Source organism: Streptomyces sp. NPDC033966 (assembly GCF_055575955.1).
The window spans coordinates 50,625-75,729 of record NZ_JBVIRQ010000007.1; the positions used below are offsets into that span (position 1 = coordinate 50,625).

The 25,105-nt window shown below is 74.3% G+C and carries 24 protein-coding genes; 14 read left to right on the top strand and 10 right to left on the bottom strand.

Annotated features, from left to right (window positions below; genetic code table 11):
* Positions 1–5 precede the first annotated feature (5 nt).
* The 3 genes from ACZ518_RS21030 to ACZ518_RS21040 are packed head-to-tail and all read right to left on the bottom strand — an operon-like array spanning position 6 to position 2,592.
* Entirely contained in the window at positions 6–1,286 is a 1,281-nt protein-coding gene (locus tag ACZ518_RS21030; RefSeq protein WP_469114512.1) for an HTTM domain-containing protein, read from the bottom strand.
* Positions 1,283–1,927: a DUF5819 family protein gene (locus ACZ518_RS21035; protein WP_469114513.1), complete on the bottom strand. Its 645-nt coding sequence runs from the start codon at positions 1,925–1,927 to the stop codon at positions 1,283–1,285. Before ACZ518_RS21035 ends, ACZ518_RS21030 begins: the two co-directional genes overlap by 4 nt.
* A 50-nt stretch (positions 1,928–1,977) precedes the next feature.
* Entirely contained in the window at positions 1,978–2,592 is a 615-nt protein-coding gene (locus tag ACZ518_RS21040; RefSeq protein ID WP_469114514.1) for a hypothetical protein, read from the bottom strand.
* A 133-nt stretch (positions 2,593–2,725) separates the two neighbouring features.
* Here ACZ518_RS21040 and ACZ518_RS21045 point away from each other — a divergent pair, with 133 nt between their 5' ends.
* Entirely contained in the window at positions 2,726–3,625 is a 900-nt protein-coding gene (locus ACZ518_RS21045; RefSeq protein WP_469114515.1) for a polysaccharide deacetylase family protein, read from the top strand.
* A gap of 29 nt (positions 3,626–3,654) precedes the next feature.
* On the opposite strand, the gene ACZ518_RS21050 is transcribed toward ACZ518_RS21045, so the two are convergent.
* The 3 genes from ACZ518_RS21050 to ACZ518_RS21060 are packed head-to-tail and all read right to left on the bottom strand — an operon-like array spanning position 3,655 to position 5,803.
* Positions 3,655–4,311 carry an ABC transporter gene (locus ACZ518_RS21050; protein ID WP_469114516.1) on the bottom strand — a complete coding sequence of 219 codons (657 nt, stop codon included), beginning with the start codon at positions 4,309–4,311 and terminating at the stop codon, positions 3,655–3,657.
* The gene (locus ACZ518_RS21055) at positions 4,308–5,132 is read right to left on the bottom strand and encodes an ABC transporter ATP-binding protein (RefSeq protein ID WP_469114786.1); all 825 of its coding nucleotides are present in this window, start codon (positions 5,130–5,132) and stop codon (positions 4,308–4,310) included. Before ACZ518_RS21055 ends, ACZ518_RS21050 begins: the two co-directional genes overlap by 4 nt.
* The gene (locus ACZ518_RS21060; protein WP_469114517.1) at positions 5,129–5,803 is read right to left on the bottom strand and encodes an AIM24 family protein; all 675 of its coding nucleotides are present in this window, start codon (positions 5,801–5,803) and stop codon (positions 5,129–5,131) included. Before ACZ518_RS21060 ends, ACZ518_RS21055 begins: the two co-directional genes overlap by 4 nt.
* A gap of 71 nt (positions 5,804–5,874) precedes the next feature.
* Here ACZ518_RS21060 and ACZ518_RS21065 point away from each other — a divergent pair, with 71 nt between their 5' ends.
* The 8 genes from ACZ518_RS21065 to ACZ518_RS21100 all read left to right on the top strand — a co-directional run bounded on the left by ACZ518_RS21065 (position 5,875) and on the right by ACZ518_RS21100 (position 14,246).
* Positions 5,875–6,624 (top strand): peptidyl-tRNA hydrolase, encoded by a 750-nt coding sequence (locus tag ACZ518_RS21065; protein WP_469114518.1) that lies wholly within the window; start codon positions 5,875–5,877, stop codon positions 6,622–6,624.
* Positions 6,621–7,058 carry an SMI1/KNR4 family protein gene (locus ACZ518_RS21070; RefSeq protein ID WP_469114519.1) on the top strand — a complete coding sequence of 146 codons (438 nt, stop codon included), beginning with the start codon at positions 6,621–6,623 and terminating at the stop codon, positions 7,056–7,058. Before ACZ518_RS21065 ends, ACZ518_RS21070 begins: the two co-directional genes overlap by 4 nt.
* A 271-nt stretch (positions 7,059–7,329) precedes the next feature.
* Positions 7,330–7,539 (top strand): hypothetical protein, encoded by a 210-nt coding sequence (locus tag ACZ518_RS21075; RefSeq protein ID WP_469114520.1) that lies wholly within the window; start codon positions 7,330–7,332, stop codon positions 7,537–7,539.
* Between the two features lie 136 nt (positions 7,540–7,675).
* The gene (gene galE, locus ACZ518_RS21080) at positions 7,676–8,677 is read left to right on the top strand and encodes a UDP-glucose 4-epimerase GalE (RefSeq protein ID WP_469114521.1); all 1,002 of its coding nucleotides are present in this window, start codon (positions 7,676–7,678) and stop codon (positions 8,675–8,677) included.
* A 456-nt stretch (positions 8,678–9,133) separates the two neighbouring features.
* Positions 9,134–10,423 (top strand): MbnB/TglH/ChrH family RiPP precursor modification enzyme, encoded by a 1,290-nt coding sequence (locus tag ACZ518_RS21085; protein ID WP_469114522.1) that lies wholly within the window; start codon positions 9,134–9,136, stop codon positions 10,421–10,423.
* On the top strand, positions 10,420–11,481 hold the full coding sequence (locus tag ACZ518_RS21090; RefSeq protein WP_469114523.1) for a TIGR04222 domain-containing membrane protein: 1,062 nt from the start codon (positions 10,420–10,422) through the stop codon (positions 11,479–11,481). The genes ACZ518_RS21085 and ACZ518_RS21090 overlap by 4 nt, the downstream gene beginning before the upstream one ends.
* 84 nt (positions 11,482–11,565) lie before the next feature.
* Entirely contained in the window at positions 11,566–12,336 is a 771-nt protein-coding gene (locus ACZ518_RS21095; RefSeq protein WP_469114524.1) for a TIGR04222 domain-containing membrane protein, read from the top strand.
* 119 nt (positions 12,337–12,455) lie between these two features.
* Positions 12,456–14,246 (top strand): alpha/beta hydrolase, encoded by a 1,791-nt coding sequence (locus tag ACZ518_RS21100; protein WP_469114525.1) that lies wholly within the window; start codon positions 12,456–12,458, stop codon positions 14,244–14,246.
* Positions 14,247–14,357: 111 nt separating this feature from the next.
* Here ACZ518_RS21100 and hemQ read toward each other — a convergent pair whose 3' ends face one another.
* A complete protein-coding gene (hemQ, locus tag ACZ518_RS21105) occupies positions 14,358–15,071 on the bottom strand; it encodes a hydrogen peroxide-dependent heme synthase (protein ID WP_042802045.1) in 714 nt (237 codons plus the stop codon).
* A gap of 23 nt (positions 15,072–15,094) precedes the next feature.
* Positions 15,095–16,573 (bottom strand): protoporphyrinogen oxidase, encoded by a 1,479-nt coding sequence (gene hemG, locus ACZ518_RS21110; RefSeq protein WP_469114526.1) that lies wholly within the window; start codon positions 16,571–16,573, stop codon positions 15,095–15,097.
* Between the two features lie 135 nt (positions 16,574–16,708).
* Here hemG and ACZ518_RS21115 point away from each other — a divergent pair, with 135 nt between their 5' ends.
* A complete protein-coding gene (locus ACZ518_RS21115; RefSeq protein WP_469114527.1) occupies positions 16,709–17,737 on the top strand; it encodes a DUF4349 domain-containing protein in 1,029 nt (342 codons plus the stop codon).
* 63 nt (positions 17,738–17,800) lie between these two features.
* Complete coding sequence (locus ACZ518_RS21120) at positions 17,801–19,183, top strand: FAD-dependent oxidoreductase (protein ID WP_469114528.1); 1,383 nt, start codon at positions 17,801–17,803, stop codon at positions 19,181–19,183.
* Positions 19,184–19,440: 257 nt separating this feature from the next.
* On the opposite strand, the gene hemE is transcribed toward ACZ518_RS21120, so the two are convergent.
* The gene (gene hemE / locus ACZ518_RS21125) at positions 19,441–20,505 is read right to left on the bottom strand and encodes a uroporphyrinogen decarboxylase (protein WP_469114529.1); all 1,065 of its coding nucleotides are present in this window, start codon (positions 20,503–20,505) and stop codon (positions 19,441–19,443) included.
* 91 nt (positions 20,506–20,596) lie between these two features.
* Here hemE and ACZ518_RS21130 point away from each other — a divergent pair, with 91 nt between their 5' ends.
* From ACZ518_RS21130 to ACZ518_RS21140, 3 genes are all read left to right on the top strand, one after another.
* Positions 20,597–21,253 (top strand): DUF3000 domain-containing protein, encoded by a 657-nt coding sequence (locus tag ACZ518_RS21130; RefSeq protein WP_469114530.1) that lies wholly within the window; start codon positions 20,597–20,599, stop codon positions 21,251–21,253.
* A 287-nt stretch (positions 21,254–21,540) separates the two neighbouring features.
* Positions 21,541–22,203: a helix-turn-helix transcriptional regulator gene (locus tag ACZ518_RS21135; protein ID WP_007267191.1), complete on the top strand. Its 663-nt coding sequence runs from the start codon at positions 21,541–21,543 to the stop codon at positions 22,201–22,203.
* Positions 22,204–22,328: 125 nt separating this feature from the next.
* Positions 22,329–23,615, top strand: coding sequence for an HRDC domain-containing protein (locus ACZ518_RS21140; RefSeq protein ID WP_469114531.1), 1,287 nt, complete (start codon positions 22,329–22,331; stop codon positions 23,613–23,615).
* Between the two features lie 84 nt (positions 23,616–23,699).
* On the opposite strand, the gene ACZ518_RS21145 is transcribed toward ACZ518_RS21140, so the two are convergent.
* The gene (locus ACZ518_RS21145; protein WP_469114532.1) at positions 23,700–24,869 is read right to left on the bottom strand and encodes an alpha/beta hydrolase; all 1,170 of its coding nucleotides are present in this window, start codon (positions 24,867–24,869) and stop codon (positions 23,700–23,702) included.
* Between the last annotated feature and the right edge of the window lie 236 nt (positions 24,870–25,105).

The window sequence follows — 25,105 nt, forward strand, 5'->3', positions numbered from 1 at the left end:
GGCGGTCATCTCCGGGCGGCCACCGCCCTCCGGACCCGCGCGTCGAGGGCGAGGAGCAGGGCGGTCGGCAGGAAGAGCGCGTCACAGACGATCATGCCCAGGGAGAGGAACGGGAGCCCGAGGGCCACGGCGATCCCCGCGTGCTCCGCCATCATCACGGCGAGCAGGACGTTCTTGATCCTGCGGTGGGCCAGGGTGAAGGGGAACGCCACCTGGAGGATGACCGTGGCGTACGCCATGACCACGAGCGGGGCCGTCCCGGAGGCCAGCAGCTCGGACAGCCACGGCCAGGGCCGGAAGTGGTCCAGGTGCAGGGCGTAGTACAGGGCGCTTCCCTCCTGCCAGCGCGAGCCCTGGATCTTGTACCAGCCGGCGGTGCCGTAGATGAAGCAGACCTGCAGGGCCAGCACGGCCATCGCGCAGTTGTGCAGCATGCCGGTCAGGCGGTCCAGTACCGCGCGGGCCTCGTGCCGCGGGAACCACCGCTCGCCCGCGTGGCGAAGTCCGAGGGCCGCCCACAGGGCCCACAGCACCGCGCTCCAGCCCCACTGGGGGAATCCGAACAGGGCTCCGAGGAGCACGCCCGTCCCCTGCCACAGGTGCAGCCCGGAGCGGTCCGGCCGGTCGGCCTCCCGCAGGCGGCGCCGACGGGCGTCCAGGGACCAGACCTCGGCACAGCGCAGGAAGACCAGGTAGATCGCCATGATCCGCAGGACGTTGTCGCCGCCGTCGCCAAGGAACGGCGAACGGAACTCCAGGGACAGCACACCCACCATGAAGAACACGGAGGTGCCGCGGGTGCGCCAGCCCACCATCAGCAGGAGGGCGGCCGCCAGGGTGGCGTGGTAGACGGTCTCGAACCACCACCGGCCGGACCACCAGGTCAGCACGCTGAAGGCATGGTCCTCGCCGATCAACCGCACGGCCATGTCCAGCGGCCAGGGATTGAGGTCGCCGAAGAGGATCCGGCGGTGCGGCCATTCGCGCACGAGGAAGCTCGCGAAGACGAAGGCGAAACCGATGCGGACGACCGCCGCCTGGTGGGGGAACCGGGTCCGGCCGAGGGGCTCGACGAACGCGGTCAGCCGCTCGGGGACGGTCCGCCCGGGTGCGGGCCGTTCCTCGGCGACGGCGTCGGCGCCGGCAGCAGCGGCAGCGGCAGCGGCAGCGGCAGCGGCGGGCGGGGCTTCGGGGCGGGCGGGCGCCGGGACGCCGGACGCGTCCAGTGCCGGGGCGGGGGCCGGGATGAGCGGCTTCATGTCGGCGGGTTTGCGGTCAGGGGTCACAGGTCCTCCCCGTCCTTCGGTTCGACCGGCCACCAGGGCAGCGTGAGTTCGCGGGGGGTGGTGTCGAGGGGGCTGAGGTCCCAGTCGGGCGGTTCCACCGCCGTGACCCGCGTCCTGAGCTGGACCTCGACGGGCCGCTCCGCGCCCGCGGCGGCACCGAGGCGCTGGAGCACGATCCTCCTGAGGTACTGCTCGGACATGCCCGCTCGCGCGTCCGAGGCCCGGCCGTCGTCCTCATGGGTGACCTTGTAGAAGTCCCAGGCCCGGCGCAGCAGGTTCTGGTGCAGGTGGCTGGGGACCGGAGTGCCGTGGATGGCCTCGATGTCCTGCGCGGTCAGATCGGTCCACGGCCCGACGCGGCCGCCGTCACCCGGGCCCGTCCGCACCCGGGCGGAAATCGCCATGTTCTCCTGCACCGGGTTGGGCGCGAAGAGCTTCCAGTCCTGCCCGAACTCCGGGCGGACATGGCCGTCGATCTCCTCCGCGTACTCCCGTGAGATGCCGTTGGGGGGTGCGAGCGAGAGGAACAGCGCCGCGCCGTGCCACAGCGCGGCACCGGCCAGGATCGCGGCACCCGTGAGGAGGGCCGCGAGGGCTGGTGGGGACCAGGCCCGGGGAGGATGTTCTTGAGTGCCCGTCATGGCTGTGCGCTCCTGATTCCGCCGGGCCTGATCACGCGTCCTGTTGTGCGTCAGCGGGTGAGGCCGAGGCCTCCGAGCAGCGTCCCGCGGCCGAGAGCGCCGAGCAGGCCGCCGGAGGAGGCGCCGGACGAGCCGGAACTGCCCGAAGATCCGGAGGAACCACCAGAGGTGCCGCCGGAGGAAGAGGCGCCGGAGCTGCCCGAAGAACCGGAGGAGCCGGAGGAGCCCGAGGAACCGGAGGAACCAGAGCTGCCCGAGGAACCCGAGGAGCCGGAGGAGCCCGAGGAACCGGAGGAACCAGAGCTGCCCGAGGAACCCGAGGAGCCGGAGCTGCCCGAGGTGCCGTCATTGTCGTCGCCGTCACCGAAGATCAGCCTGCGGATGTTCAGGTCGACGCGCGGCCGGAACTCGTTGGTCTGGTTGCAGAAGCCGTTCAGGATCGGTCCGCAGTTGTGATGGATGGTGTTCGTCTGGGAGTTGTTGGAAGAGTCGCCGTTCTGGTCGGCCACGGCGACCTGGCCGAATGCCGAAGCACCGACGATCGACACCACGACCAGCAACGACTGGAGCGCGCGCTTCATCGCGCCACCTTCTTTCCTCGCGTTGTGACGGCGACCCCACCGGCTGCCGCAGCCGCCCCAACGAAGAGATCCGGCCAAGGTCACGGAGCTCGGTCCTCGCGATGGGCCAGGCCAGTGACAGGCGAGCTGCGGCAGCCCCCGTCCGAGAACCACCGCTCCGTCCCCTTGACCGCCTGTCGCACAGCCCTCTTATCGGAAAGTCATATATTTTGCGTGCGTGACCCTTTCTGCACGCAAAGTGGCGGCCTTGACCGTGCTCGGCGCCGCCCTCACGGGATGCGGGGGCGGCCCCTCGGGCCCCCCGCAGGGCGCCGGTCAGGCCCGTCCGGCCAGTCCCGCGGCCTCCGGCCCGGCCACCGCGTCCACCCAGGCCTCCCCCTCCGCTCCCGCCTCCCCGCTGCCCGGCGCGCCCGCCAAGGTGGCGACCCTGACCCCCGGCGCGAACGGACTGACCCCCGTCTTCGAGCGGACCCGGCAGCGCTCCGAGAAGACCGTGGCGCTCACCTTCGACGCCGACATGACCTCCGATCAGGGACCGCGCGCCGCCTCGGGGGAGCACTTCGACAACCCGGACCTGATCGACACCCTGCGCCGGCTGAAGGTGCCCTCGACGGTGTTCATGACCGGACGCTGGGCCGAGGAGTACGCCGACCAGGCCAAGTCCATCGGCACGGACCCGAACTTCGAGATCGCCAACCACTCGTACAGCCACCACGCCTTCAAGTCCCCCTGCTACGGGCTCCCCGCGCTGGACGGCGAGGCCGCGCGGGCCGATGTGGAGCGGGCCTTCACGGCGTTCAGGAAGGCGGGCGCGGTCAACACCGTCCCGTACTTCCGCTTCCCCGGCGGCTGCTACGACGACCAGGCGCTGAAGGCGCTGGCCCCCGCGAAGGTCACGGCCGTGCAGTGGGACGTGGTCAGCGGGGACGCCTTCGCGAAGGACCCCGACGCGGTGGCGGAGCAGGTGCTGGCCGGGGTGAAGCCGGGGTCGGTGGTGGTGATGCACTGCACGCGCAGCGCGGCACCGGTGACCGAGCAGGCGGTCCAGAAGATCGTCCCCGAGCTGCGAAAGCGGGGATTCCGCTTCGTGAAGGTGTCGGAGCTGATGGGGAAGTAACGTTCCTCCCCCGGTGGGCCGGGCCCCGGTCAGCTGCGCCGCGTACTGGCGAGGCAGGCCACCGCCCCCGCCGCGCCGGCCAGCAGCAGCGCCCCGGCCAGCGCGCCGAGCGGGAGCGGCGCGGCGTCCGTGCGGGCGGCCTCGACCAGGGCGGACACCGCACTGCGGGCCGGGGAGAAGGGCGCGGCCCAGGCCAGTAGCGAGCCCACGCCCCCGGCGAGGACGGCGCGCCCCCGCCCGCGGAGCAGCGGCCTGCTGCAGACCGCGCCCACGGCCGCCCCCGTCAGGGCGCAGCCGGCCACCGCCACCGCCCCGGCGAGCGCCGCCGCGCGCGGGGCCTGGTGCGTGAGGTCGCCGGCCAGCAGGGCGTAGGCCGCGCCCGCCGCCCCGGCGAGCAGCGTCCCGGCCAGCGCGGTCAGCAGGGCCGCCGCGTGCACCCGTACCGGACCGGCCGCGGCGGCGGAGACCGCGCGGGCCGCCGGGGGTTCGGCGGTGACGCAGATCCGGACCAGCCAGACGCTCAGCGGCACCAGGCCGGCCGCCGCGTAGCCGAGGGCGTCGAGCGCCGGGTCGCCGAAGCGGATGCCGACCGCGAGGAACGCCGCGTACACGACGAGCGGGCCGATCCAGTGCTGGGAGCGCAGCAGCAGGGCGCCCTGGTAGCGCAGCAGGGCGGTCGTGGTCACGGCAGTTCCTCCACGGAGCGGATGTGCCAGGGCGGGCGGGCGGTGAGCAGCTCGCGCAGTACGGCGTCGGAGCGGGCGGCGTCCACGGTCAGCAGGACCCCGCCGTCGGGGGCGGGTCCGGCCGCGGCGGCCAGGCCCGGGGGCGGGGCGGCGCCGGGCGGACCGGCCGCGTGGATCCGTACGGCGGGTACGCGCGTGACGGGGCGCGCGGCCGGGGTCTCCAGGGTGCCGCCGCGCACCCGGTAGTGGGCGTCGGGCCGGCCGGCGAGCCGGGCGGGGTCGTGGTCGACGAAGACGACCGTGCCCCCGGCGGCGGTGCGTTCGGCGACGGCCCGGTCCAGTTCCGCCCGGGCGGGCGCGTCCAGCCCGGTCCAGGCCTCGTCGAGGACGAGCAGCCCCGGCCCGGCGAGCAGTGCCTGGGCGACGGCCACCTTCTGGCTGGTGCCCTTGGACAGTTCGGCCATCGGGGTGCGGGCGTACGCCGCGGCGCCGAACCGCTCCAGTCCCTCGGCCGCCCGCCGGGCCGCCTGCGCGCCCGTCAGGCCGTGCACCCGGCCGAGGTGGGCCAGGTAGGCGCCGGCCGTGAGCGGCAGGGCCGCCGGGAAGCGTTCGGGGACGTAGGCGGTGCGGGGCGGGCGGCCCTCGATCCGGCCCTCGGTCGGCGTGTCGATGCCGGCGATGACGCGCAGCAGGGTGGACTTGCCGCCGCCGTTGCCGCCCTCGACGCGGACCAGGGCGCCGGCCGGCAGCTCGGCCGTGATCCCGCGCAGTACCCAGGGCCGCCGCCTTCCGTAGCGGCGGCCCACGTCGGTGAGCCTCAGTGCGCTGCCGCCGTCTCGGTGAGCTCGCTGGGCCGGACGATGACGAAGCCCTCGCCGCTCAGCTTCAGCTGGACGGCCTCGCCGGAGCCGCCGCGGATCATGGAGCCGACCGACTGGGAGCGGTGCAGCCCGGTGTCGAGCGCCGCGCTCCAGCCGACGACCGCGTCCGTGTCCACGTACACCGGCACCTGGGCGGTGACCGGGATGATGATGGGGTTGCCGTCGCAGACCACGGCGAGCTTGCCGGTGCCGGTGAAGAGGCTGTTGAAGAGCCCGCCGCCGGTCATGCCGGCGCCCTTCACCATCCGGATCTCGTAGGACAGGGTCGAATCGAAGCACAGCACGTTGCGCCCGTTGATGGTGAGGGCGTCGCCGGGTTCGAAGTCGATGATGAAGCAGTTGCCGGCCTGGTGCGCGAACCAGGCCTCGCCCTGGCCGCGTACGGACATCAGCGCGAGGCCCTCGCCGGTGACGGCCCGCTTGAGCATGCCGCCGATGCCCTGGCCCTTGCGCTCGAACTGGAGGTTGCCGCGGAAGGCGACCATCGACCCCTGGCGGGCGAGCATCTCCCCGTTCACGGCGTACTTCACGGACTTGGCGTTCTGCAGGGTCATGCCCGGTGCGGTGGCGGGCTGGACGAGGTTCTCGCTCGCGAAAAGGTCGCTCTTCATGGACCCGATCCTCGCCTGCGCCGGCCACCCGGGACATCCTCCTGAAGGCGGAGGCTGGCATGCTTGGACGGATGAGCAGCCAGCACGTGAACGAGACCACAGACGTACCCGCGGTCGGCGCGGACAGCCCCTTCCGGCGCGAGCACGCCCTGCGCGACGAGGCCCCGCAGTTCGTCCTGCCGCTGGTGGTGCGGATCGAGAAGGCCGAACCGCCGGCCCGGACCGACGCGCTGGAGACGGCGGCCCGTGCGGTGCTGGTACTGCTGACGGACGAGCGCTCGCACGGCGAGGGCGAGTGGGCCGGGGCCGTGCGCGACTGGCAGGACGCCCGGATCCGCAAGGTGGTGCGCCGGGCGCGCGGGGCGGAGTGGCGCAAGGCGGGCACCCTGCCGGGCGTCACGGTGGAGGGGCGGACCTCGGAGGTCCGGGTCTTCCCGCCGGTCCCCCTCGACGGCTGGCCCAAGGAGCTGGCCAAGCTCCAGGTGTCGGGCACCGACCTGGACGACCCGGAGCCGGCGGGTCCGGTCGAGCCCGGGATCCCGGTGCTGTGGCTGAACCCGGACCTGGACATGTCGGCGGGCAAGGCGATGGCGCAGGCCGGGCACGCGGCGCAGCTGGCCTGGTGGGAGCTGACCGCGGCCGAACGCGCCCTGTGGCAGGCGTCCGGCTTCCGCCTGGCGGTGCGCACGGCCCCGCGCGAGCGGTGGGCGGAGCTGAGCGCCAGCGGCCTGCCGGTGGTCCGCGACGCCGGCTTCACGGAGATCGCCCCGGGCAGCGCGACCGTGGTCTCCGACCATCCGGCGCTGCGGGCCCGGCTGTGAACTGGCGGGAGGTGGCCCTCGGGCTCCTGCCGGAGGCGGATCTCGCCGCGCCGGCGGCGGAGGCCGGGCTGGCCGAGGTCGAGCGGGTGCTCGGGCAGGCGCTGCCGGCCGATCTCGCCGGGCTGCTGCGCGCGTGCGACGGGATCGTCGGACGGCACGGGAGCGATGTGGTCTGGAGCGCCGGGCGGATCGCCCGGGAGAACGCGGAGCTGCGCAACTCGCCGGAACTCGCCGCGCTGTACATGCCCTTCGAGCCGCTGATGTTCTTCGGGGACAACGGCGGAGGGGACCTGTTCGGTGTCGTGCGGACCCCGGAGCGTCCCGACGTCTTCGTCTGGGACCACGAGACCGACGGCCGCGCCTGGGCGGCCTTCGGGCTGGAGGACTACCTGCGGCGGGCCCTGCCGGCGGCCGGGGACTGGCACCGGGGCTGACGGCCGCCGCGCGGCCCCTACGGGGATGCGGCGCTGCTCCCCACGAACGAGAGACCCAACCGGCGGCCGGTCAGTTCACCCGCCACCCTGCGGCGGGTGCCGTCCCAGTAGACGAAGGGGACGCTATGAAGTGGCACGAGCACACCACCGGCCAGCGGATCAAACTGCTTCGCGGAGCCGTCACCCAGGAAGAACTCGCCGAGGCCGCCGGCCTGTCCATCGCCACAATCCGCAAGGCCGAGCAGACATCTCCAGTGGCGCCGGAACTACCGTGCGCGAGCTCGCGCACGCCTTCCAGGAAGCAACAGGCCAGACCATCGAGCTGCGCGACGCGCCGGCACGTCCGGGCGACGTCGGCGGCTTCACGATGGACAACGCTCGCGCCAGCCGCCTTCTCGGATGGTCCCCGGAGCTGACCGTCACGGAAGCCCTCCACCACGCGATGGAGTGGCGACCCGTACGCGCGCGCATGCTGACGTAGGGCACCATGCCAGCAGTACCCCGGCGGCGCAGGTTCCTGCGCCGCCTCTGCCCATGCCGCGGCCACCTGCGCCGTCATCCCTACCCACCAGCAGGACCTGGCAGCACGACCGAACCAACGAACGAGGAACAGACCCTTGAAGGTACTCATCGCGGGGGGCGCCGGCTTCATCGGCAGCACCATCGCCTCCGCCTGCATGGACAACGGCATCACCCCCGTCATCCTCGACAACCTCGCAACCGGCCGCCGCGAGTTCACCGATGGCCGCATCTTCTACGAGGGCGACATCAGCGACGGGGCTCTGATCGACCGGGTCTTCACCGAGCACCCCGACATCCAGACCGCTGTCGACTGCGCCGCGCTGATCGTCGTCCCCGACTCGGTCGCCAACCCGCTCGGCTACTACCGCGAGAACGTCGCCAAGGGCATCCAGTTTCTCGAACACCTCGTCCGCAACAACTGCGGGAACCTCCTCTTCAGTAGCTCGGCCTCCATCTACCAGGCCGACCCCTCAGACTTCTCCGTCGACGAGCAGTCACCCCTCGAAACCCTCAGCCCGTACGCCCGCACCAAGGCGACGTTCGAGACGATCCTGCACGACGTCGCCGCAGCCGGAACCCTCAACGTCATTTCCCTGCGCTACTTCAACCCGATCGGCGCCGACCCCCAGCTCCGCACCGGACTTCAGGTCCGCACACCCACGCACGCCCTCGGCAAGATGATCGACGTGCACCACGCGGGCGAACCGTTCTCCATCACCGGAACCGACTACCCCACCCTCGATGGGACCGGCATCCGCGACTATGTCCACGTCTGGGACCTCGCGGCGGCCCACGTCAAGGCCATCGAACAGTTCGACGCCGTGACCCGCACCGCCCCCTACCGCGTCATCAACCTGGGCACCGGCCGCGGAACAACTGTCCGGGAACTCGTCGTCGCCTTCGAAGCCGTCACCGGAACGTCACTCCCTACCGTCGAGACCGATCGCAGGCCCGGCGACTCGGCGGGCGCCTATGCCCGCGTCGACCTCGCACGCGAGCTCCTCGGCTGGAAGGCAGAGCACTCCGTCGAGGACGGCATCCGCGATTCTCTGCGCTGGTACAACAAGCGCGACGCGGTGATCGGCGTCGCCGAGTAGCTCGAACCAGCCTCGGCCGGCACCCCTCCTGCCGACCGGGGCATTTGCCGAACCAACGCGCCCCCGGGTCCCAACCGGGGACCCTCCCATGTCCGAGGCACCCGCCGTAGGCCGCGGGCCGGTGCCCCGGCTGAGGCCTACTCCTGTCTCCTGACGTTCGAGTCCAAGACCCCGGGGGCGCGCACATATCGCCTTGATCTTGTAAGTGCCATGCAGGAGTTTTCTTGGCGGTCATCGAGATCGCCCCGGGTTCCTGCACGGTGGTCTCGGACCACCCGGCGCTGCGCGCCCGGCTGTGAACCTGCGGGACCGCTTCCGGCGCGGCGGGCCGTAAGGTCCCGGCGGGGGGCCGTGGAACCTCAAATGTTCCTCTGAACGTCCCTGACTGGTGGTTGGCCGGACCGTGCCGGGGCCATCACTTGGGCACACGGTCCACGTAAAGGGGGCGAGGGGGACATGAAGCCCATGGAACGCCTGGGGGTGGGCATCGGCTGGCGGCCGGAGATCGCGGAGGCGGTCGAGCGGCTGGACGGCCTGGACTGGGTCGAGGTGGTGGCGGAGAACGTCTGTCCGGGTCACCTGCCCGAGTCCCTGGTGCGGTTGCGCGAGCGGGGGGTCCGCGTCGTGCCGCACGGGGTCTCGCTGGGTCTGGGCGGGGCCGACCGGCCCGACCCGGCGAAGCTGGCGGCGCTCGGGGAGCGGGCGGTGGCGCTGGGCGCGCCGCTGGTCACCGAGCACATCGCCTTCGTGCGTACGTCCTCGCCGCTGCTGGAGGCCGGGCACCTGCTGCCCGTGCCCCGGACCCGGGACGCGCTGGCCGTGCTGTGCGAGAACGTGCGGATCGCGCAGGACGCGCTGCCCGTGCCGCTGGCGCTGGAGAACATCGCCGCGCTGGTGTCGTGGCCCGGGGAGGAGCTGACGGAGGGGCAGTTCCTGACGGAGCTGGTCGAGCGGACCGGGGTACGGCTGCTCATCGACGTGGCGAACCTCCACACCAACCGGGTCAACCGCGGCGAGGACCCGGCCGCCGTGCTGGATTCGGTTCCGCTGGATGCGCTGGCGTACGTGCACGTCGCCGGGGGCGTGGAGCGCGACGGCGTCTGGCACGACACCCACGCGCACCCCGTGCCGCCGGTGGTGCTCGACGTACTGGCCCGGCTGCGCGAGCGGGTGGACCCGCCCGGGGTGCTGCTGGAGCGGGACGACGACTTCCCGCCCGAGGCGGAGCTGGCCGCCGAAGTGGCGCGGATCCGCGCGGTGGTGGACGCGGGCGGGCCCCCGGGGACCGTGCGGGAGCGGGTGGCGCTGCGCGAGGGGCCCCCGGGGCCGGCCGGTGAGGCCGCCCGGACCCGGCTGGCGCTGGGGCAGGCGGCCCTGCTGTCGGCGCTGGTCGCCGGGACGCCCGTACCGGAGGGCTTCGACCGGCAGCGCGTCCGGGTGCAGGCGCGGGCGCTGGCCGCCAAGCGGGCCTCGGTGGTCGCGAAGATCGCGCCGGAACTGCCCGGGTTCCTCGGCGGTCCGGCCCCCTACCGCACCGCCTTCCTCGGCTACGCCCGCGGCCGCCCCATGACGGCCGGGTACCGCCGCGACGCGCTGGACTTCGCCGAGCACCTCCTCGTACGGGACCTGCCGGCCGACCCGGCCGCGCGGCGCCGGCTCACCTCCTGGTGGCGGGAGCGGGCGGGGGTGCGGCCGCGGAACCGGGTCGCGCGCTGGGCCCGCGCCCTGGTCGGGAGGACCCCGTGAACGCGTCGGCCGTCGCCGTCTGGGCGGCCGTCATCCTCTCCACGGTCCTGCTGCTGCGCGCCCTGCGGCGCGCCCGGCCGCCGGTGTCCGGGCCCGCGCCGCAGCTGCACGACCTGTCCGAGGCGGCGTTCCTCGCGGGCGGTCCCGGCACCGTGGTCGACAGCGCGCTCGTCTCGCTGTTCGGGGACGGCCGGCTGGCCGTCGGCGGCCCGGGCATCGTGCAGGCCCGGGCGGGGGCGCGGGGCGCGGACCCCGCCGAGCGGGCCGTGCTGGCGGCGCTCGCGCAGGCGCCGTCCGGGTGGCTCTACCAGGTGCGGTACGCCGCCATGTGCGAGCCGGCCGTGCAGGAGACCGGGGACGCGCTGGCGGCACGCGGGCTGCTCTCGGCACCCGGAGCGGGGCGCGGGGTGCGGTTCTGGGGGCTGGCGCAGGCGGTGGTGTGCGTGGCGATGGTGCCGGTGTCGCTGGTGGTCACCTCGGTGTTCTGGTCGCTGTACCCGGGGCCCCAGGTGCCGTTCGTCCTCAAGGTGCTCCCGGCGCTGTTGGGCGGCTTCGCGGCAGGTGTGCTGTGCGCGCGGCGGGCCAGGCTGCGGATCACCCCGACGGGGAAGCGGGCGCTGGCCGGCTTCCGGGAGCGGTACGCGGCCGATCCGGCTCCGCGGGTGCAGGTGGCGCTGTTCGGGCTGCGCGGGCTGGGGGACGCCCGTCTGCGCGAGCAGCTGGTGCCGGCGGCGCGTGACACCCGGCTGGCGGCGGCCCAGTCCCGGGTGCGCGGGCGCGGCTCGTCGGACACGTTCGGGGCGGCGTCGGCGGAGCTGCTGCCGGTGCTGTGGTGCGCGTCGGGCGACGGCGGGGGCGGATCCTCCGGGTCCGGTGGCTGCGGATCCTCGGGGAGCAGCTGTTCGGGTGGCTCCGGTACGGGTTGCTCGGGTGGTTCCGGTTCGAGTTGCTCCGGCAGTTCCGGTTGGAGCTGGTCCAGTGGTTCGAGTTGCAGTAGTTCCTCGGGCTCCAGCTGCTCGAGCAGTTCCTCCGGTTCCAGCTGCTCCAGCAGTTCCTGACCGACCATCACCACCGCATCACGAGCTGCTCACGCTTGGGCACCGGCCGCCTGAAAGCGGCTCCGGCGGCTGTAGAAATCGGCCATGTTCTGGATCTTGTTCCTGCTGCTGGCCTGGGCCGGGGTGCTGACCTCGGCCGCCCGCCTGCTGCGGGCCGCCACCGAGGCCGCCGAGCCGGCGCCCCGCCCCGCCGCCGCCCGGCGGCCGGGGGCGCTGAACCTGTACGAGGCCGCGTACCTGGCCGGCGGCCCGGAGCGGGTCGCCGTGCTGACCCTGCTGTCGATGGAGCGCCGGCACCGGCTGCTGCTGGCCCGCACGGGCTGGGCCACCGTGCTCGACCCGGTCGCCCGTGACGCGCACGAGCGGGCCGTGCTGGCCGCGTTCGGCCCCGACGGCCGGTCCCCGGTGTCGGCGCTCCGGCAGGCCGCCGCCGCGCACTCGGCCGTACGGGCCCTCGCGGACCGGCTGGACGAGGCGGGCCTCGCGGTGCCGTGCGGGGTGCGGGACGCGGTGGCGGACGGGGTCCGGTCGGTGCGGTGGGCCGCCGTGCTGGTGGCGGCCATGGCGGGGGCGGCGCTGGCCGTCCCGGCGGACGGGGCGGACGTGTCGAAGGTGCTGTACTGGTTCGCCCTGCCGATGCTGCTCTCGGTGTGCTGTCTGGCCATCGGCGGCACCGGCGGCCCGGCCCACTCCCCCTGGGCCTCCCCGGCCGGGCAGCGGCTGATCGTGGCCCTGGACCGCGACCGCGCCCCCGGCGACCCCCTGGCGGCGGTGGCCGTCCGGGGCCTGAGCGCGGTGCGCGACCCGGACCTGCGGGCGGCGCTGGGGCGCGACGCGCCGTGGGGCCCGGCCTGATCCGAAGGACACGGCCTACGGCAACAGGGCGTACCGGGAACGGCGTTCCGGCGGTTCGCCCGTGGCCGCGCGCGGCCCTGGCATCTCATAGGACCGGACGATGAGATGAAGGGGTCGCCATGCGGACGTGCCGGACGACGACGCTCATGCGGCAGGGGGTCGCCGCGGCGGCGCTCTGCCTCGCCCTGTGCGCCCCCGCGCCGGCCCGGGCGAGCGGGCCCGCGCCGGGAGCCGGGGGCGGGGACGGGGAGGCGCGGACCGCCGCCGAGGACGCCGGGGCGGAGCTGGTCGCCCGGCGGGCCGCCGCTGCCGCCGCGCTGCGGCCGGCGGCCGGGGCGGGCGGGGCTCCGGCGCAGGGCACCCGGCCCGTGACCAGGCCCGTGGCCCGGCCCCCCGCCGCCGGGGGCGGGCGGCTGGAGTTCCGGCCGTGTCCCGCCGTCGAGGAGCTGCCCGACCCGGTGCGGTGCGCCGCCCTGCGGGTCCCGCTCGACTACGCCCGCCCCGACGGCCCGCAGATCTCCCTCACCGTCAGCCGGGTCCCCGCCACCGGCCGGGGCGGCGCCGCCCGGCAGGGCGCGCTCGTGTTCAACCCCGGCGGGCCGGGCGCCTCGGGGATGTCCTTCCCGCTCCTCGCCGACCGGCCCGCGTGGACCCGTATCGCGGCCGCCTACGACCTCGTCGGCTACGCCCCGCGCGGGGTCGGCCGCTCCGCGCCGCTGACCTGCCAGGACCCCGCCGAGCTGCCGCAGGGGCCGACACAGGTCCCGGCCGAGCCCTCCGCCGCGTACAAGCGGGAGCGGCTGGCCGCCGCCCGGGCCTACGCCCAGGGGTGCGCACGGCACGCCGGCGCCGCGCTCGGGTACTACACGACCCTGAACAACGCCCGCGACCTGGACGTGCTGCGGGCCGCGCTCGGCGAGCCGCGGCTGACCTTCATGGGGGCCTCGTACGGCACCTACCTCGGGGCCGTCTACGCCACCCGCCACCCCGGGCGCGTGCGCCGCATGGTCTTCGACTCGGCGGTCGACCCGGACCCGCGCGGCATCTGGTACGGCAACAACCTCGCCCAGGCCCCGGCCTTCGAACGCCGCTGGGCCGACTTCCGCGCCTGGGCGGCCCGCCACCACTCCGTGTACGGGCTCGGCACCACGGCGCGGGCCGTGCGGGAGAGCTACGAGAAGGTCCGCGCGGCCGTGGCCCGCACCCCGGCGGGCGGGGTCGTCGGGACGGGCGAACTGCACGCGGCGTACCTCCAGACCGCGTACTACGACGACGTCTGGCCCGAGCGGGCCGCGGCCCTCGCCGCCTTCCTGCACGGGGACCCGGCCCCGCTCGTCCGGCAGGCGGCCCGCGATCCCGGGACGGCGCAGCGGGCGGCCAACGCGACGGCCGTCTACACGGCGGTGCTGTGCAACGACGCCCCCTGGCCCGGCGACTGGGAGACCTGGGACCGCGACAACACCGAACTGGCCCGCCGGGCCCCCTTCGAGACCTGGGCCAACGCCTTCCTGAACCTGCCCTGCGCCTCCTGGCCGGTGTCGGGGCGGCAGAGCCCCGTCGACGTCGGGGTCGTCGGGGACGTCGGGGCGGCCGGGGCCGAGCCGGGCCGGCTGCCGGGGACGCTGGTCGTCGCGGCGGAGCGGGACGGGGCGACGCCCCACCGGGGCGCGCTGGAACTGCAGCGGCGGCTCGGCGCCCTGGCCTCGCTCGTCACGGAGCAGCGGGCGGGCGCCCACGGGGTGGCCGGCGGACGCAACGCGTGCGTGGACCGGCATGTGGAGCGGTATCTGCTGACGGGCGCCACCCCGGGGTGGCGCGTCACGTGTGCGCCGCATCCGGAGCCCGCACCGGTGTCGCTGGACGACCGGGCAGCGGGCGCCTCCAGGGCGCTGCTGCCTCCGGTCGTCTGAACTTCCGGGCGGGATCTCCGGCTGCGTCGTTTCGGGGGCAGGGCCTCCCGATCCCCGGAGGCCACCCTTGTGTCACGGGTGTTCCTCCGGTCCTTCCCCCCAGGGGAGGTATCAGGCGAGCCCGGCGACCAGATCGGCGACGGACTTGCGGCGCCCGGTGTAGAAGGGCACCTCCTCGCGGACGTGCATGCGGGCCTCGGAGGCGCGCAGGTGGCGCATGAGGTCGACGATGCGGTAGAGCTCGTCGGCCTCGAAGGCCAGCAGCCACTCGTAGTCGCCCAGCGAGAAGGAGGCGACGGTGTTGGCGCGCACGTCGGGGTAGCCGCGGGCCATCTTGCCGTGGTCGGCGAGCATGCGGCGGCGGTCCTCGTCGGGCAGCAGGTACCAGTCGTAGCTGCGCACGAAGGGGTAGACGCTGACGTAGTCGCGGGCGACCTCGTCGGCCAGGAAGGCCGGGATGTGCGACTTGTTGAACTCGGCCGGGCGGTGCAGGGCCATGTTCGACCACACCGGCTCCAGCGCGCGGCCCAGCTTGGTGCGGCGGAACAGGTTGTAGGCGGTCTGCAGCTCGTCCGCGGTCTCGGCGTGCCACCAGATCATGATGTCCGCGTCGGCGCGCAGGCCGGAGACGTCGTAGGTGCCGCGGACCGTGATGTCCTTGGCGGCCAGCTGGTCGAACAGCTCCTGGACCTCGTCGGCGAAACCGGTGCGGTCCTCGGGCAGGACGTCCTTCAGCTTGAAGACGGACCACAGGGTGTAGCGGATGACCTCGTTGAGGTCCTTCGCCTTCTTCCCCGCGTTGGGAATCTTCTCTGGTGCAGTCATGTGTCCATTGTCCCGTGTGCTGATCAGTGGTCTGTCCCAGGGGTGGCCAAAGCGGCGATCACCGCGTCGGCCGCCTTCCCGGCGCTCGCGATGCAGGCCGGGATGCCGACCCCGTCGTAGAGGGCTCCGCAGACCGCGAGGCCCGGCAGTGCGGCCACGGCGGCCCGGATCCGCCCGGCCCGGGCGAGGTGGCCGACCGGGTACTGGGGCAGCCCGCCGTCCCAGCGGGTGACGGTGGCGGCCACCGGCCGGGCGGCCAGCCCGACGGCCTCACCGAGGTCGCCGAGGGAGACGTCGACCAGCTCGGAGTCCTCGCGCTTGAGGTCGCCCTCGTCGCCGTGGCGGCCGATGGAGGTGCGCAGCAGGAAGAGCTCGGGGTCGGCGCCGGCCCATGACCACTTGTTGCTGGAGAAGGTGGACGCCTTGATCGTGCGGCCGTCCACGGGCGGTACGAGGAAGCCGCTGGCACCGCCGTCGGCGATCGCGGCGGGCAGGTCGGAGCGGCGGAAGGCCATGGTGACCAGGGCCATGGAGGCGTACTCGACCTCGCGCAGCCCGGCGGCCGCCGCCGGGGCGACGCCGGCGAGCAGGTCGGCGGCGGGTCCGGCGGGGGTGGCGAGGACCACGGCGTCGGCGTCGAGGACCTCGCCGCCGGCGGTGATCCGCCAGCCCGCGGGCGTACGGGCGATCCCGCGCACGGGGGTGCCGGTCAGGATCCGCGCCCCGGCGGCCCGGCAGGCGTCGGCGACGGCGAGCGGGAGCCGGCCGATGCCCCCGGCGATCCCGGCGAAGAAGGAGCCGGTGGCGGCCGCGCCGGTGACGGTGGTCCGCTCGGCGGCCGCGCGGGCCGCGGCGCCGCTCTGGAGGGAGCGGACGCTCTCGGTGAGCGTGGGGTGGGTGCGTACGGCCTCGTACAGGGCGGGGACGGCGGCGCGCATCGAGATGCGGTACGCGTCGCCCGCGTAGACCCCGCCGAGCAGCGGTTCGACCAGCCGGTCGACGACCTCGCGGCCCATGCGGGCGGCCACGTACTCGCCGACGGCGACGTCCTCGCCGACCTCGGTGGGCGGGAGTCCGGTGTCGGCGGCGATACGGGCGAGGCCCTCGGCGGACAGGACGCCGGAGGCGGCGAGCGGGGCGGTGTCGCCGGGGACGCCCATGACGTGCCCCTTGGGCATGTCGCGCAGGGCGCCGCGGGTCCAGAGCCGGGCGGTGGCGGTCGCCGGGGGCTGGAGGGCGTCGCCGAGGCCCACCGCCCGGGCCAGCTCCAGGGCCTCGGGGCGGCGGGCGAGCACGGATTCGGCGCCGAGGTCGACGGGGGCGCCCGCGAGCTCTCCGGCGTACAGCTTGCCGCCGAGGCGCGGCCCGGCCTCCAGGAGGGTGACGCGCACGCCGTCGGCGAGCAGCCGGTGGGCGGCCGCGAGGCCGGAGATGCCGCCGCCGATGACGACGACGTGCCGCGGGGGGCCCGGCCGGTCCGTACGTGTGTCCGCTTCGTGCATGGACACATCGTCTCAGACGGCCGCGGCCTGAACGTGACCACATCGGGACCGGCTCGGGACCTGGCGGGCGAAACCCGGCGGGGGCCCGCGGGCGTCGAAACGGGGACACCAGCCGATCCCCCGGGGGTACAGACGATGCACACGCTCCACAGACACCGCGGCGCCGTGGCGCTGGCCGGGCTCTCGCTCGCGGGGGCCCTCGCGCTCACGGGCTGCGGGGCCGACGGCGGCGCGAGGCCCTCCTCGGACCGGGCGGCGGTCGCCGGGCCCCGCGAGGGCGCGGCCGCCCAGGGCAAGCCGGGGGCCGGGGCGGCCGCGCCCTCGGCGGCCGCCCCGGATTCCAAGGCCGGGCCGCAGGCGCCGGTGCGCCCGCACGTCATCCGTACGGGGACGCTGGGCATCGAGACGGCCGAGCCGCAGAAGGCCCTCGCCGCGGCCCGTACGGCGGCCGAGGGCGCGGGCGGGTACGTCGGCAACGAGTCCACCGAGCGCGGCCGGGACGGCCGGATGACCTCGACGCTGACGCTGCGGGTGCCCGGCGAGCGGTTCGACCCGGTGATCGGCGCGCTGGAGGGCAGCGGGAAGCTGCTGAGCCGGAAGGTCGAGGCGCAGGACGTGACCGAGAAGGTCGCCGACGTGGACAGCCGGGTGAAGTCGCAGCAGGCCAGCGTGGCCCGGGTGCGGGAGATGATGGAGAAGGCCTCGGCGCTGAGCGACGTGGTGATGCTGGAGGGCGAGCTGAGCCGGCGTCAGTCCGACCTGGAGTCGCTGCTGGCCCAGCAGAACGCGCTGAAGGACCAGACGGCGATGGGCACGATCACGGTCTCGGTCTCGGAGCCGCCGGCGGCCGCGGCGGAGCGGAAGAAGGAGGAGGCACCGGGCCTGGGCGATGCGCTGGGCGCCGGCTGGGGCGTGTTCGTCACGCTGGTGCGCTACCTGGCCCTCGCGGTCTCGGCGGTGCTGCCGTTCGGGATCGCCGCCGCCCTGCTGCTCCTCGGGTTCAAGGCCTACCGCAGGTTCCGCCCGGCGAAGCCGAGGACGGGCCTCACCCGCACCCCGGTGCCCCGGCAGGCGACCGCCCCGGCGCCCGCCCCCGTCCCCGCGCCCGCGCGGGCGACCGCCCCGGAGCGGTCCGACGCCCCTGGAGCGGATCTCCAGGACTGACGGCGCGTCCGCCCGTACCGTGTCCCCGAAGGCGCAGGCTGCGGCACGGAGGCGGGGCGGACGATGGCAGTGGAACGACTGGTGGTGGTCGGCGGCGACGCGGCGGGGATGTCCGCCGCGTCGCAGGCGCGGCGGCTGAAGGGCCCGGCGGAGCTGGAGATCGTCGCGTTCGAGCGCGGGCACTTCACCTCGTACTCCGCGTGCGGGATCCCGTACTGGGTCGGCGGGCAGGTCGGCGGGCGGGACGAGCTGATCGCCCGTACCCCCGAGGAGCACCGCGCCCGGGGCATCGACCTGCGCACGCGCACGGAGGTCGTGGAGCTCGACGTGGCGGGCCGCCGGGTGCGCTCCCGGGACCTGGACAGCGGTGCCGAGTCCTGGACGGGCTACGACAAGCTGGTCCTGGCGACCGGCGCCCGCCCGGTCCGGCCGAAGCTGCCGGGGATCGGCGCGCACGGGGTGCACGGGGTCCAGTCCCTGGACGACGGCCAGCGCCTGATGGACGACCTGGAGCGTACGCCGGGCCGCCGGGCGGTCGTGGCCGGCGCCGGCTACATCGGCGTGGAGATGGCCGAGGCCCTGGTGAACCGGGGGTTCGAGGTCACCGTCCTGCACCGGGGCCCGCAGCCCATGTCCACCCTGGACCCGGACATGGGCGGTCTGGTGCACGCCGCGATGAACGCCATGGGCATCGTGACGGTCGCCGGGGCGGACGTGGCGAAGATCCTCACCGACGAGGAGGGCCGGGCCCGCGCGGTGGCCACCGCGGACGGGCGCGAGTACCCGGCGGACGTGGTCGTGCTCGGCATCGGCGTGGAGCCCCGTACGGCGCTCGCCCGTGCCGCCGGGCTGCCGCTCGGCGAGTCGGGGGGCCTGCTGACGGACCTGTCGATGCGGGTCCGCGGCCACGAGGACATCTGGGCCGGCGGTGACTGCGTGGAGGTCCTGGACCTGGTGGCGGGCCGGACGCGGCACATCCCGCTGGGCACCCACGCCAACAAGCACGGACAGGTGATCGGCTCGAACGCGGGCGGCGGCTACGCCACCTTCCCAGGGGTCGTCGGGACGGCGGTCAGCAAGGTCTGCGACCTGGAGATCGCCCGTACGGGGCTGCGGGAGAAGGACGCCCTGGAGGCGGGTCTGCGGTTCGTGACGGCCGCCATCCGCTCGACGAACACGGCGGGCTACTACCCGGGCGCCCGGGAGATGACGGTCAAGATGCTGGCGGAGCGCCGCACGGGCCGGCTGCTCGGCGTGCAGATCGTCGGCGGCGCCGGCTCCGCGAAGCGGGTGGACATCGCGGCGGTCGCGCTGACGGCGGGGATGACGGTGGAGCAGGTGGTCTCCCTGGACCTGGGCTACGCCCCGCCGTTCTCCCCCGTGTGGGACCCGGTGCTGGTCGCCGCCCGCAAGGCAGTGACCGCTGTCCGCTCGGCGGGCGTCTGAGCCCTGCGGGGCTGTCCCCTACCCGCCCTTCGCCCGTTCCCCGGGCTGAGGCCCGGACCCCTCCTGGGGCCCCAGACCCCCGCGCCTCAAACGCCGGCGGGGCTGGATTTGCCGCTGCGCGGCAACTTCCAGCCCGCGCGGCGTTCGAGCGCACCGGGCGCGGAGCGCACGGTACCGGGGTCCGGGGCGGAGCCCCGGGAAACGGAGAAAGGGCGGGGCGGGGAGCAGCGCTGCAGGCACCGCCCCGCCCCGCGGGGTCAGCGCTGCGTCCGCGTGTGGACGTAGTCCACCAGGCGGGTCAGCGCGTCCGGGTCGGTCGTCGGCAGGACGCCGTGGCCGAGGTTGAAGACGTGGCCCTCCAGGCCGGCCGCGGCCGCCAGGACCTCGTCCGTCTTGGCCTGGACGGCCTCCGGGGTGGAGAAGAGGACGGCGGGGTCCAGGTTGCCCTGGAGGGCCTTGCCGGGGCCGACGCGGCGGACGGCCTCGTCCAGGGAGACCCGGTAGTCGACGCCCATGACGTCCGCGCCCGCCTCGCCCATCAGGCCGAGCAGCTCACCCGTGCCCACGCCGAAGTGGATGCGCGGGACGCCGTACGAGGCGACGGACTCCAGGACCTTCGCGGAGGCCGGCATGACCGAGCGGCGGTAGTCCGCCGGAGCCAGGGCGCCGACCCAGGAGTCGAAGAGCTGGACCGCGGAGGCGCCGGCCTCGATCTGGACCTTCAGGAAGGCGGAGGTGATCTCCGCGAGGCGGTCGAGCAGCTCGGCCCACAGCTCCGGGTCCCCGTACATCAGGGCCTTGGTGTGCTCGTGGTTCTTGGACGGGCCGCCCTCGACGAGGTAGCTCGCGAGGGTGAAGGGCGCGCCGGCGAAGCCGATCAACGGCGTGCCGCCCAGTTCACCCGTGAGCATGCCGATCGCCTCGGTGACGTACGGGACGTCCTCCGGGGTGAGATCGCGCAGCTGTGCGAGGTCCTCGCGGCGGCGGATCGGCTGGGCGACGACCGGGCCGATGCCCGGCTTGATGTCCAGGTCGACGCCGATGGCCTTCAGCGGGACCACGATGTCGGAGAAGAAGATCGCCGCGTCCACGTCGTGGCGCCGGACGGGCTGCATGGTGATCTCGGTGACCAGGTCGGGGCGCATGCAGGACTCCAGCATGGCCGTGCCCTCGCGCACCTTGCGGTACTCGGGGAGTGAGCGGCCTGCCTGCCTCATGAACCACACCGGCGTGTGCGGTACCGGCTCCCGCCGGCACGCCTTCAGGAAGGCGGAATCGTACGTCTGGCTCGGCGGGCCCTGGGGGCGGTCGTTGGCGCTCACGACCCGAATCTTCGCACGTATGAAGAAGTGCCCGGCCCGGCGCGGGTGTCCCTGCGCCGTACGGCCGCTCGTTCCGCCTAGTCTTCCCGGCATGGCTGCGGCTCAGGGACGATTTTCAGATGGCGCCGAGGGTACGGACAGCGCGAAGGAGAGTTCGGTCCCGCTCCCGTTCCGGCGGGCGGTCGACGGCTTGCGCAAGGCGCGGCTGCGGCCCGGGATCGAGATCGAGCCGACGAAACCGCCCCAGCGGCTGGCTCCGTACGCGTACGCGCTGGAGGCGGCCGTCGTGGACGGGGAGGACGACCTCGCCGACGGCCGGCTGATCCTGCTCCACGATCCGGCCGGGCACGACGCCTGGCAGGGCACCTTCCGGCTGGTGACGCTGGTACGGGCGGAGCTGGAGCCGGAGATGGCGGCGGACCCGCTGCTGGCGGAGGTGTGCTGGTCCTGGCTGACGGGGGCGCTGGAGGCGCGCGGGCTGGCGTACGGGGAGGCGAGCGGCACCGTGACGATGGCGGCCTCGCACTACTTCGGCGGGCTCGCGGAGCGGCGTCCGGCGACCCAGATCGAGATCAGGGCCTCGTGGACGCCGCGCGAGGGGGTGGGCGGGGTGCCGGACACGACCGCGCACCTGGCGGCCTGGTGCGAGCTCCTGTGCCAGATCGCGGGGCTGCCGCCGGTGGGGCCCACGGACAACGCCACGGGCGTGGTGTCCCTGCCACAGCGGCGCGGTCCGCACCACCCGTAGCCGGGCGGCCCGAGGGGGCCGTACGGCCCCGTACGGCCCCGCCCGTGCGCACCGTGACGACCGCTCGTTGTCATAACGGTGCGTCAGAACGACCCGCGCCGGGCGGCCTTCTGATCATCCCTTGATCGATCGTGCGTCCGAATTGCCCGAATTGTTACTCACCAAATCGTGATCATTCCCTAAAGCCGGGTGGGTGACGTGCCGAAGGAGTCAGTGACCATCCGCACGGTGCGAACCGGCTTCCTTCCCCGAGCCGGCCCGTCCCGCCACTCCCCCAGGAGGCCTAGGTGTCCGTTCTTCTCGAGCAGCCCGCAAGCCTGGTCGCCTACCGCCCGAACAAGCCGACGGCCATGGTCGTCGTGGCCGACCCGCGCGTCCGTTCCACGGTGACCCGCCATCTGTGGGCCCTCGGAGTCCGTGACGTGATCGAGGCGTCGTCCATCGCGGAGGCCCGCCCCCGCGTCGGCAGCCCGCGCGACATCTGCGTGGCCGACGTACACCTGCCCGACGGCTCCGGTCTCACCCTGCTCTCCGAGACCCGCGCCGCGGGATGGCCGAACGGCCTGGCCCTGTCCGCCGCCGATGACATCGGAGCCGTGCGCAACGCCCTCGCGGGCGGGGTGAAGGGCTACGTCGTCACGGGTACGCGGACCAACATCGGGCTCCCCACCCGGCCCGGCGCCGCCCCCATCGGCGCCGCCGCCGCCCGTATGCACCGCCGCCCCCCGGGTGCCCCGAGCCACCCGGGCGGCTACCGAGAGCTCTCCGGCCGCGAGGTCGAGGTCCTGCGCCTCGTCGCGGAGGGCCAGTCCAACAAGGCCATCGGCGTCTCGATGGGCCTGTCCGCCCTGACCGTCAAGTCCCACCTCGCCCGCATCGCCCGCAAGCTGGGCACCGGCGACCGGGCCGGGATGGTCGCCGTCGCGCTGCGGACGGGGATCATCCACTGATCCGTCCCGAGGCTCCCGGGCGAACCGCCGGGAGACCCCGGGAACCGGCCGCCTTTCTCCCCTTCGCGCCCGTCGACGGAACGTTCCGGCGACGGGCGCGTCACATACACGGATACCCTTTACCGGTGACCGACGCCCAAGAGACCGCAGCACACCTGCGCACCACCACCGGGGGCGGCCCCCCGGACGCCGAGGTTCCGTCCGATGGGCAGCCGACGCCGATTCCCTTGCTGGAGCCCCGTGAGGGCATTCCGCCGGTCGTCGCCGACGCCGACGCCCTCGCCCGGGTCGTCGCGGCCTTCGCCGCCGGTACCGGGCCCGTGGCCGTCGACGCCGAGCGCGCCTCCGGCTACCGGTACGGCCAGCGCGCCTACCTCGTGCAGCTGCGCCGCGAGGGCGCGGGCTCCGCGCTCGTCGACCCGGTGGGCTGCCCGGACCTGTCCGCGCTGGGCGAGGCGCTCTCCGGTACCGAATGGATCCTGCACGCCGCCACCCAGGACCTGCCGTGCCTGCGTGAAATAGGCATGGTGCCCACCTCGCTCTTCGACACCGAGCTGGCCGGCCGCCTGGCGGGCTTCCCCCGGGTCGGACTCGGCGCGATGGTCGAGAGCGTGCTCGGCTACGCGCTGGAGAAGGGACACTCCGCCGTCGACTGGTCCACCCGCCCGCTCCCCGAGCCCTGGCTGCGCTACGCCGCTCTCGACGTGGAGCTGCTGGTGGACCTGCGGGACGCGCTGGAGAAGGAACTGGACCGGCAGGGCAAGCTGGAGTGGGCCCGCCAGGAGTTCGACGCCATCGCCTCGGCCCCGCCCGCCCCGCCCCGCAAGGACCCGTGGCGCCGCACCTCCGGCATGCACAAGGTGCGCCGCCGCCGGCAGATGGCGGTCGTCCGGGAGCTGTGGGAGTCCCGCGACCGGATCGCGCAGCGCCGCGACGTCTCCCCCGGCAAGGTGCTGGGCGACGCCGCGATCGTGGAGGCGGCCCTCGCCCTCCCCGCGAACGTGCACGCCCTGTCGTCCCTGCCCGGCTACGGGCAGCGCATGGGCCGGCGCCAGCTGGACCAGTGGATGGCCGCCGTGGACCGGGCGAAGGCCCTGCCCGAGAACGAGCTGCCGCAGCCCGGGGCGTCCCCGTCCGGTCCGCCCCCGCCGCGTTCCTGGGCGGACAAGGACCCGGCCGCCGCGGCCCGGCTGTCGGCGGCCCGGACGGCCGTCTCGGCGCTGGCCGAGCGGCTGAACCTGCCGCAGGAGAACCTGATCACCCCGGACACCGTGCGCCGGCTGTGCTGGGAGCCCCCCAAGCGGCTCGACGCGGACACGGTGGAACAGGCCCTGGCCGGCCACGGCGCCCGCCCCTGGCAGATCGAGCAGGTGACCCCGGCCCTGGTCAGGGCCTTGGCCGCGACCGCCTGACCCCGACCCGGCGAAAGCCCCCGGCCCCCGGCCGGGGGCTTTCGCGTGGGCCGGCCACGCCCGTGCGGTCCGCCCTGCACGGGCCTACGGCACGGGAAGCGGCGTGACGTCGTCGTTGTCGTCCAGGTGGAAGCTGCCCTTGTCCTTCCCGAACACCTTGCCGTGCTTGAGCCACTGCTTCGACATGGTCTGCAGCGTCGTGCGCCGCCCCTCCCACACCATCTGGTGGCTGGCGCAGGACACTTTGAACATCAGCTTGTTCTCACCCGGGATGGCCTTGTACAGCTCCGTGACGGACGCGACCCCGGTGGTGACGGTCCTGTCCAGATCCCCGTACACGATGAAGACGGGGACCGGGCCGCCGAGCGTGCCGTGCAGGGGCGCGGTCTTCTTGTTCCAGCCCCACCAGAAGGTCTGGCGCTGGCGGTTGATCCCTTCCGTCCCGCCGCCCGGCAGCGGCGTGCCCCACTCGCGGCCCACGGGGTCGCTCGCCATGATCGCTTCCCAGACCGTGTCCTTGATGCCCGGCGCCCGCTGGGCCGGGCAGGTGGGGCTGGTCTCGTTGTCCCAGGCCGTCTCGAACCCCGCCTTGTTGCCGAGGGCCATCGGGTACGGCGGGGTGCTCAGCGGCAGCGCTTCCGGAGCGCCGAACTCGGTCCCGGGGGCGCTGTCGCGGCCGTTGGGTGTGAAAGCGGGCGCCTGGAACATCAGGCTGCGGACGTTCTCCTTGTGCTGGATGGTGTAGGGGCCCAGCGCGAACGCGGCGGCGGAGTTGCCGATCAGGTCCACCTGCTGCACGCCGTGGAGGTCCTTGATGTACTCGACGACCGCGTGGACCTCGTCCCAGTCGCTCTGCGAGTTGCCCAGCTGATAGGGGTACGTAGGGGGGCCGTCGGAGGTCAGGGGCAGGTTGGGGTACAGGACGCGGTCGTGCTGGGCCGGGTTGCCGTTGTACGCGCTGTCCATCTCCGGGCGGGGCGAGAGCCCCATCCCCTGGAGGTCCATCATGAACACGTCGTAGCCGGCCTGGGCCAGGGTCCTGGCCCAGCTGTAGTCGCCAAGACCGATGTCGTACACCGCCAGGACCGGGACGGTCCTGCCGTGCAGCATCAGGACGGCGCGGCGGTCCGCGGGCGGGGTGTCCTCCGGATACGGGTCGTACTCGCGGACGAAGAGGTCCACGGGCTGGCCGTAGTTGGCGGGAACGGTCGACTCGTGCTGGACGGCGTGGTCGGTCTGCCTGATCTGCGCCATGCGGGACTCCGCTTGCGTGGGAGGGGAAGCCCGGAGGCGAGCGCCGCCGGGCGGAGCCAAGGATCGGGGCCGCCGGGGCGCCCGGTCCTGAGCAGGGCCGGACGGACGGCCGAAAACGACCCCATCGTGGCGCCCAACCCCTCCGGTCGGCCAGGCGCACGCCGGGGCGCACGGTGGAGGGCCGCGCGGCGCCGCCCCGAGTGTGACCTTCGCCGCTCCTCGGGGAGGGGGTGTGC

Excerpts from the sequence above, each read along its gene's own strand:
- ACZ518_RS21060 (WP_469114517.1), bottom strand. The coding sequence starts at position 5,803 with ATGAAGAGCGACCTTTTCGCGAGCGAGAACCTCGTCCAGCCCGCCACC.
- ACZ518_RS21065 (WP_469114518.1), top strand. The coding sequence starts at position 5,875 with ATGAGCAGCCAGCACGTGAACGAGACCACAGACGTACCCGCGGTCGGC.
- hemG (WP_469114526.1), bottom strand. The coding sequence starts at position 16,573 with ATGCACGAAGCGGACACACGTACGGACCGGCCGGGCCCCCCGCGGCAC.
- ACZ518_RS21145 (WP_469114532.1), bottom strand. The coding sequence starts at position 24,869 with ATGGCGCAGATCAGGCAGACCGACCACGCCGTCCAGCACGAGTCGACC.
- ACZ518_RS21130 (WP_469114530.1), top strand. The coding sequence starts at position 20,597 with ATGGCTGCGGCTCAGGGACGATTTTCAGATGGCGCCGAGGGTACGGAC.
- ACZ518_RS21085 (WP_469114522.1), top strand. The coding sequence starts at position 9,134 with ATGAAGCCCATGGAACGCCTGGGGGTGGGCATCGGCTGGCGGCCGGAG.
- ACZ518_RS21100 (WP_469114525.1), top strand. The coding sequence starts at position 12,456 with ATGCGGACGTGCCGGACGACGACGCTCATGCGGCAGGGGGTCGCCGCG.
- hemQ (WP_042802045.1), bottom strand. The coding sequence starts at position 15,071 with ATGACTGCACCAGAGAAGATTCCCAACGCGGGGAAGAAGGCGAAGGAC.
- ACZ518_RS21115 (WP_469114527.1), top strand. The coding sequence starts at position 16,709 with ATGCACACGCTCCACAGACACCGCGGCGCCGTGGCGCTGGCCGGGCTC.
- ACZ518_RS21095 (WP_469114524.1), top strand. The coding sequence starts at position 11,566 with ATGTTCTGGATCTTGTTCCTGCTGCTGGCCTGGGCCGGGGTGCTGACC.
- ACZ518_RS21035 (WP_469114513.1), bottom strand. The coding sequence starts at position 1,927 with ATGACGGGCACTCAAGAACATCCTCCCCGGGCCTGGTCCCCACCAGCC.
- ACZ518_RS21120 (WP_469114528.1), top strand. The coding sequence starts at position 17,801 with ATGGCAGTGGAACGACTGGTGGTGGTCGGCGGCGACGCGGCGGGGATG.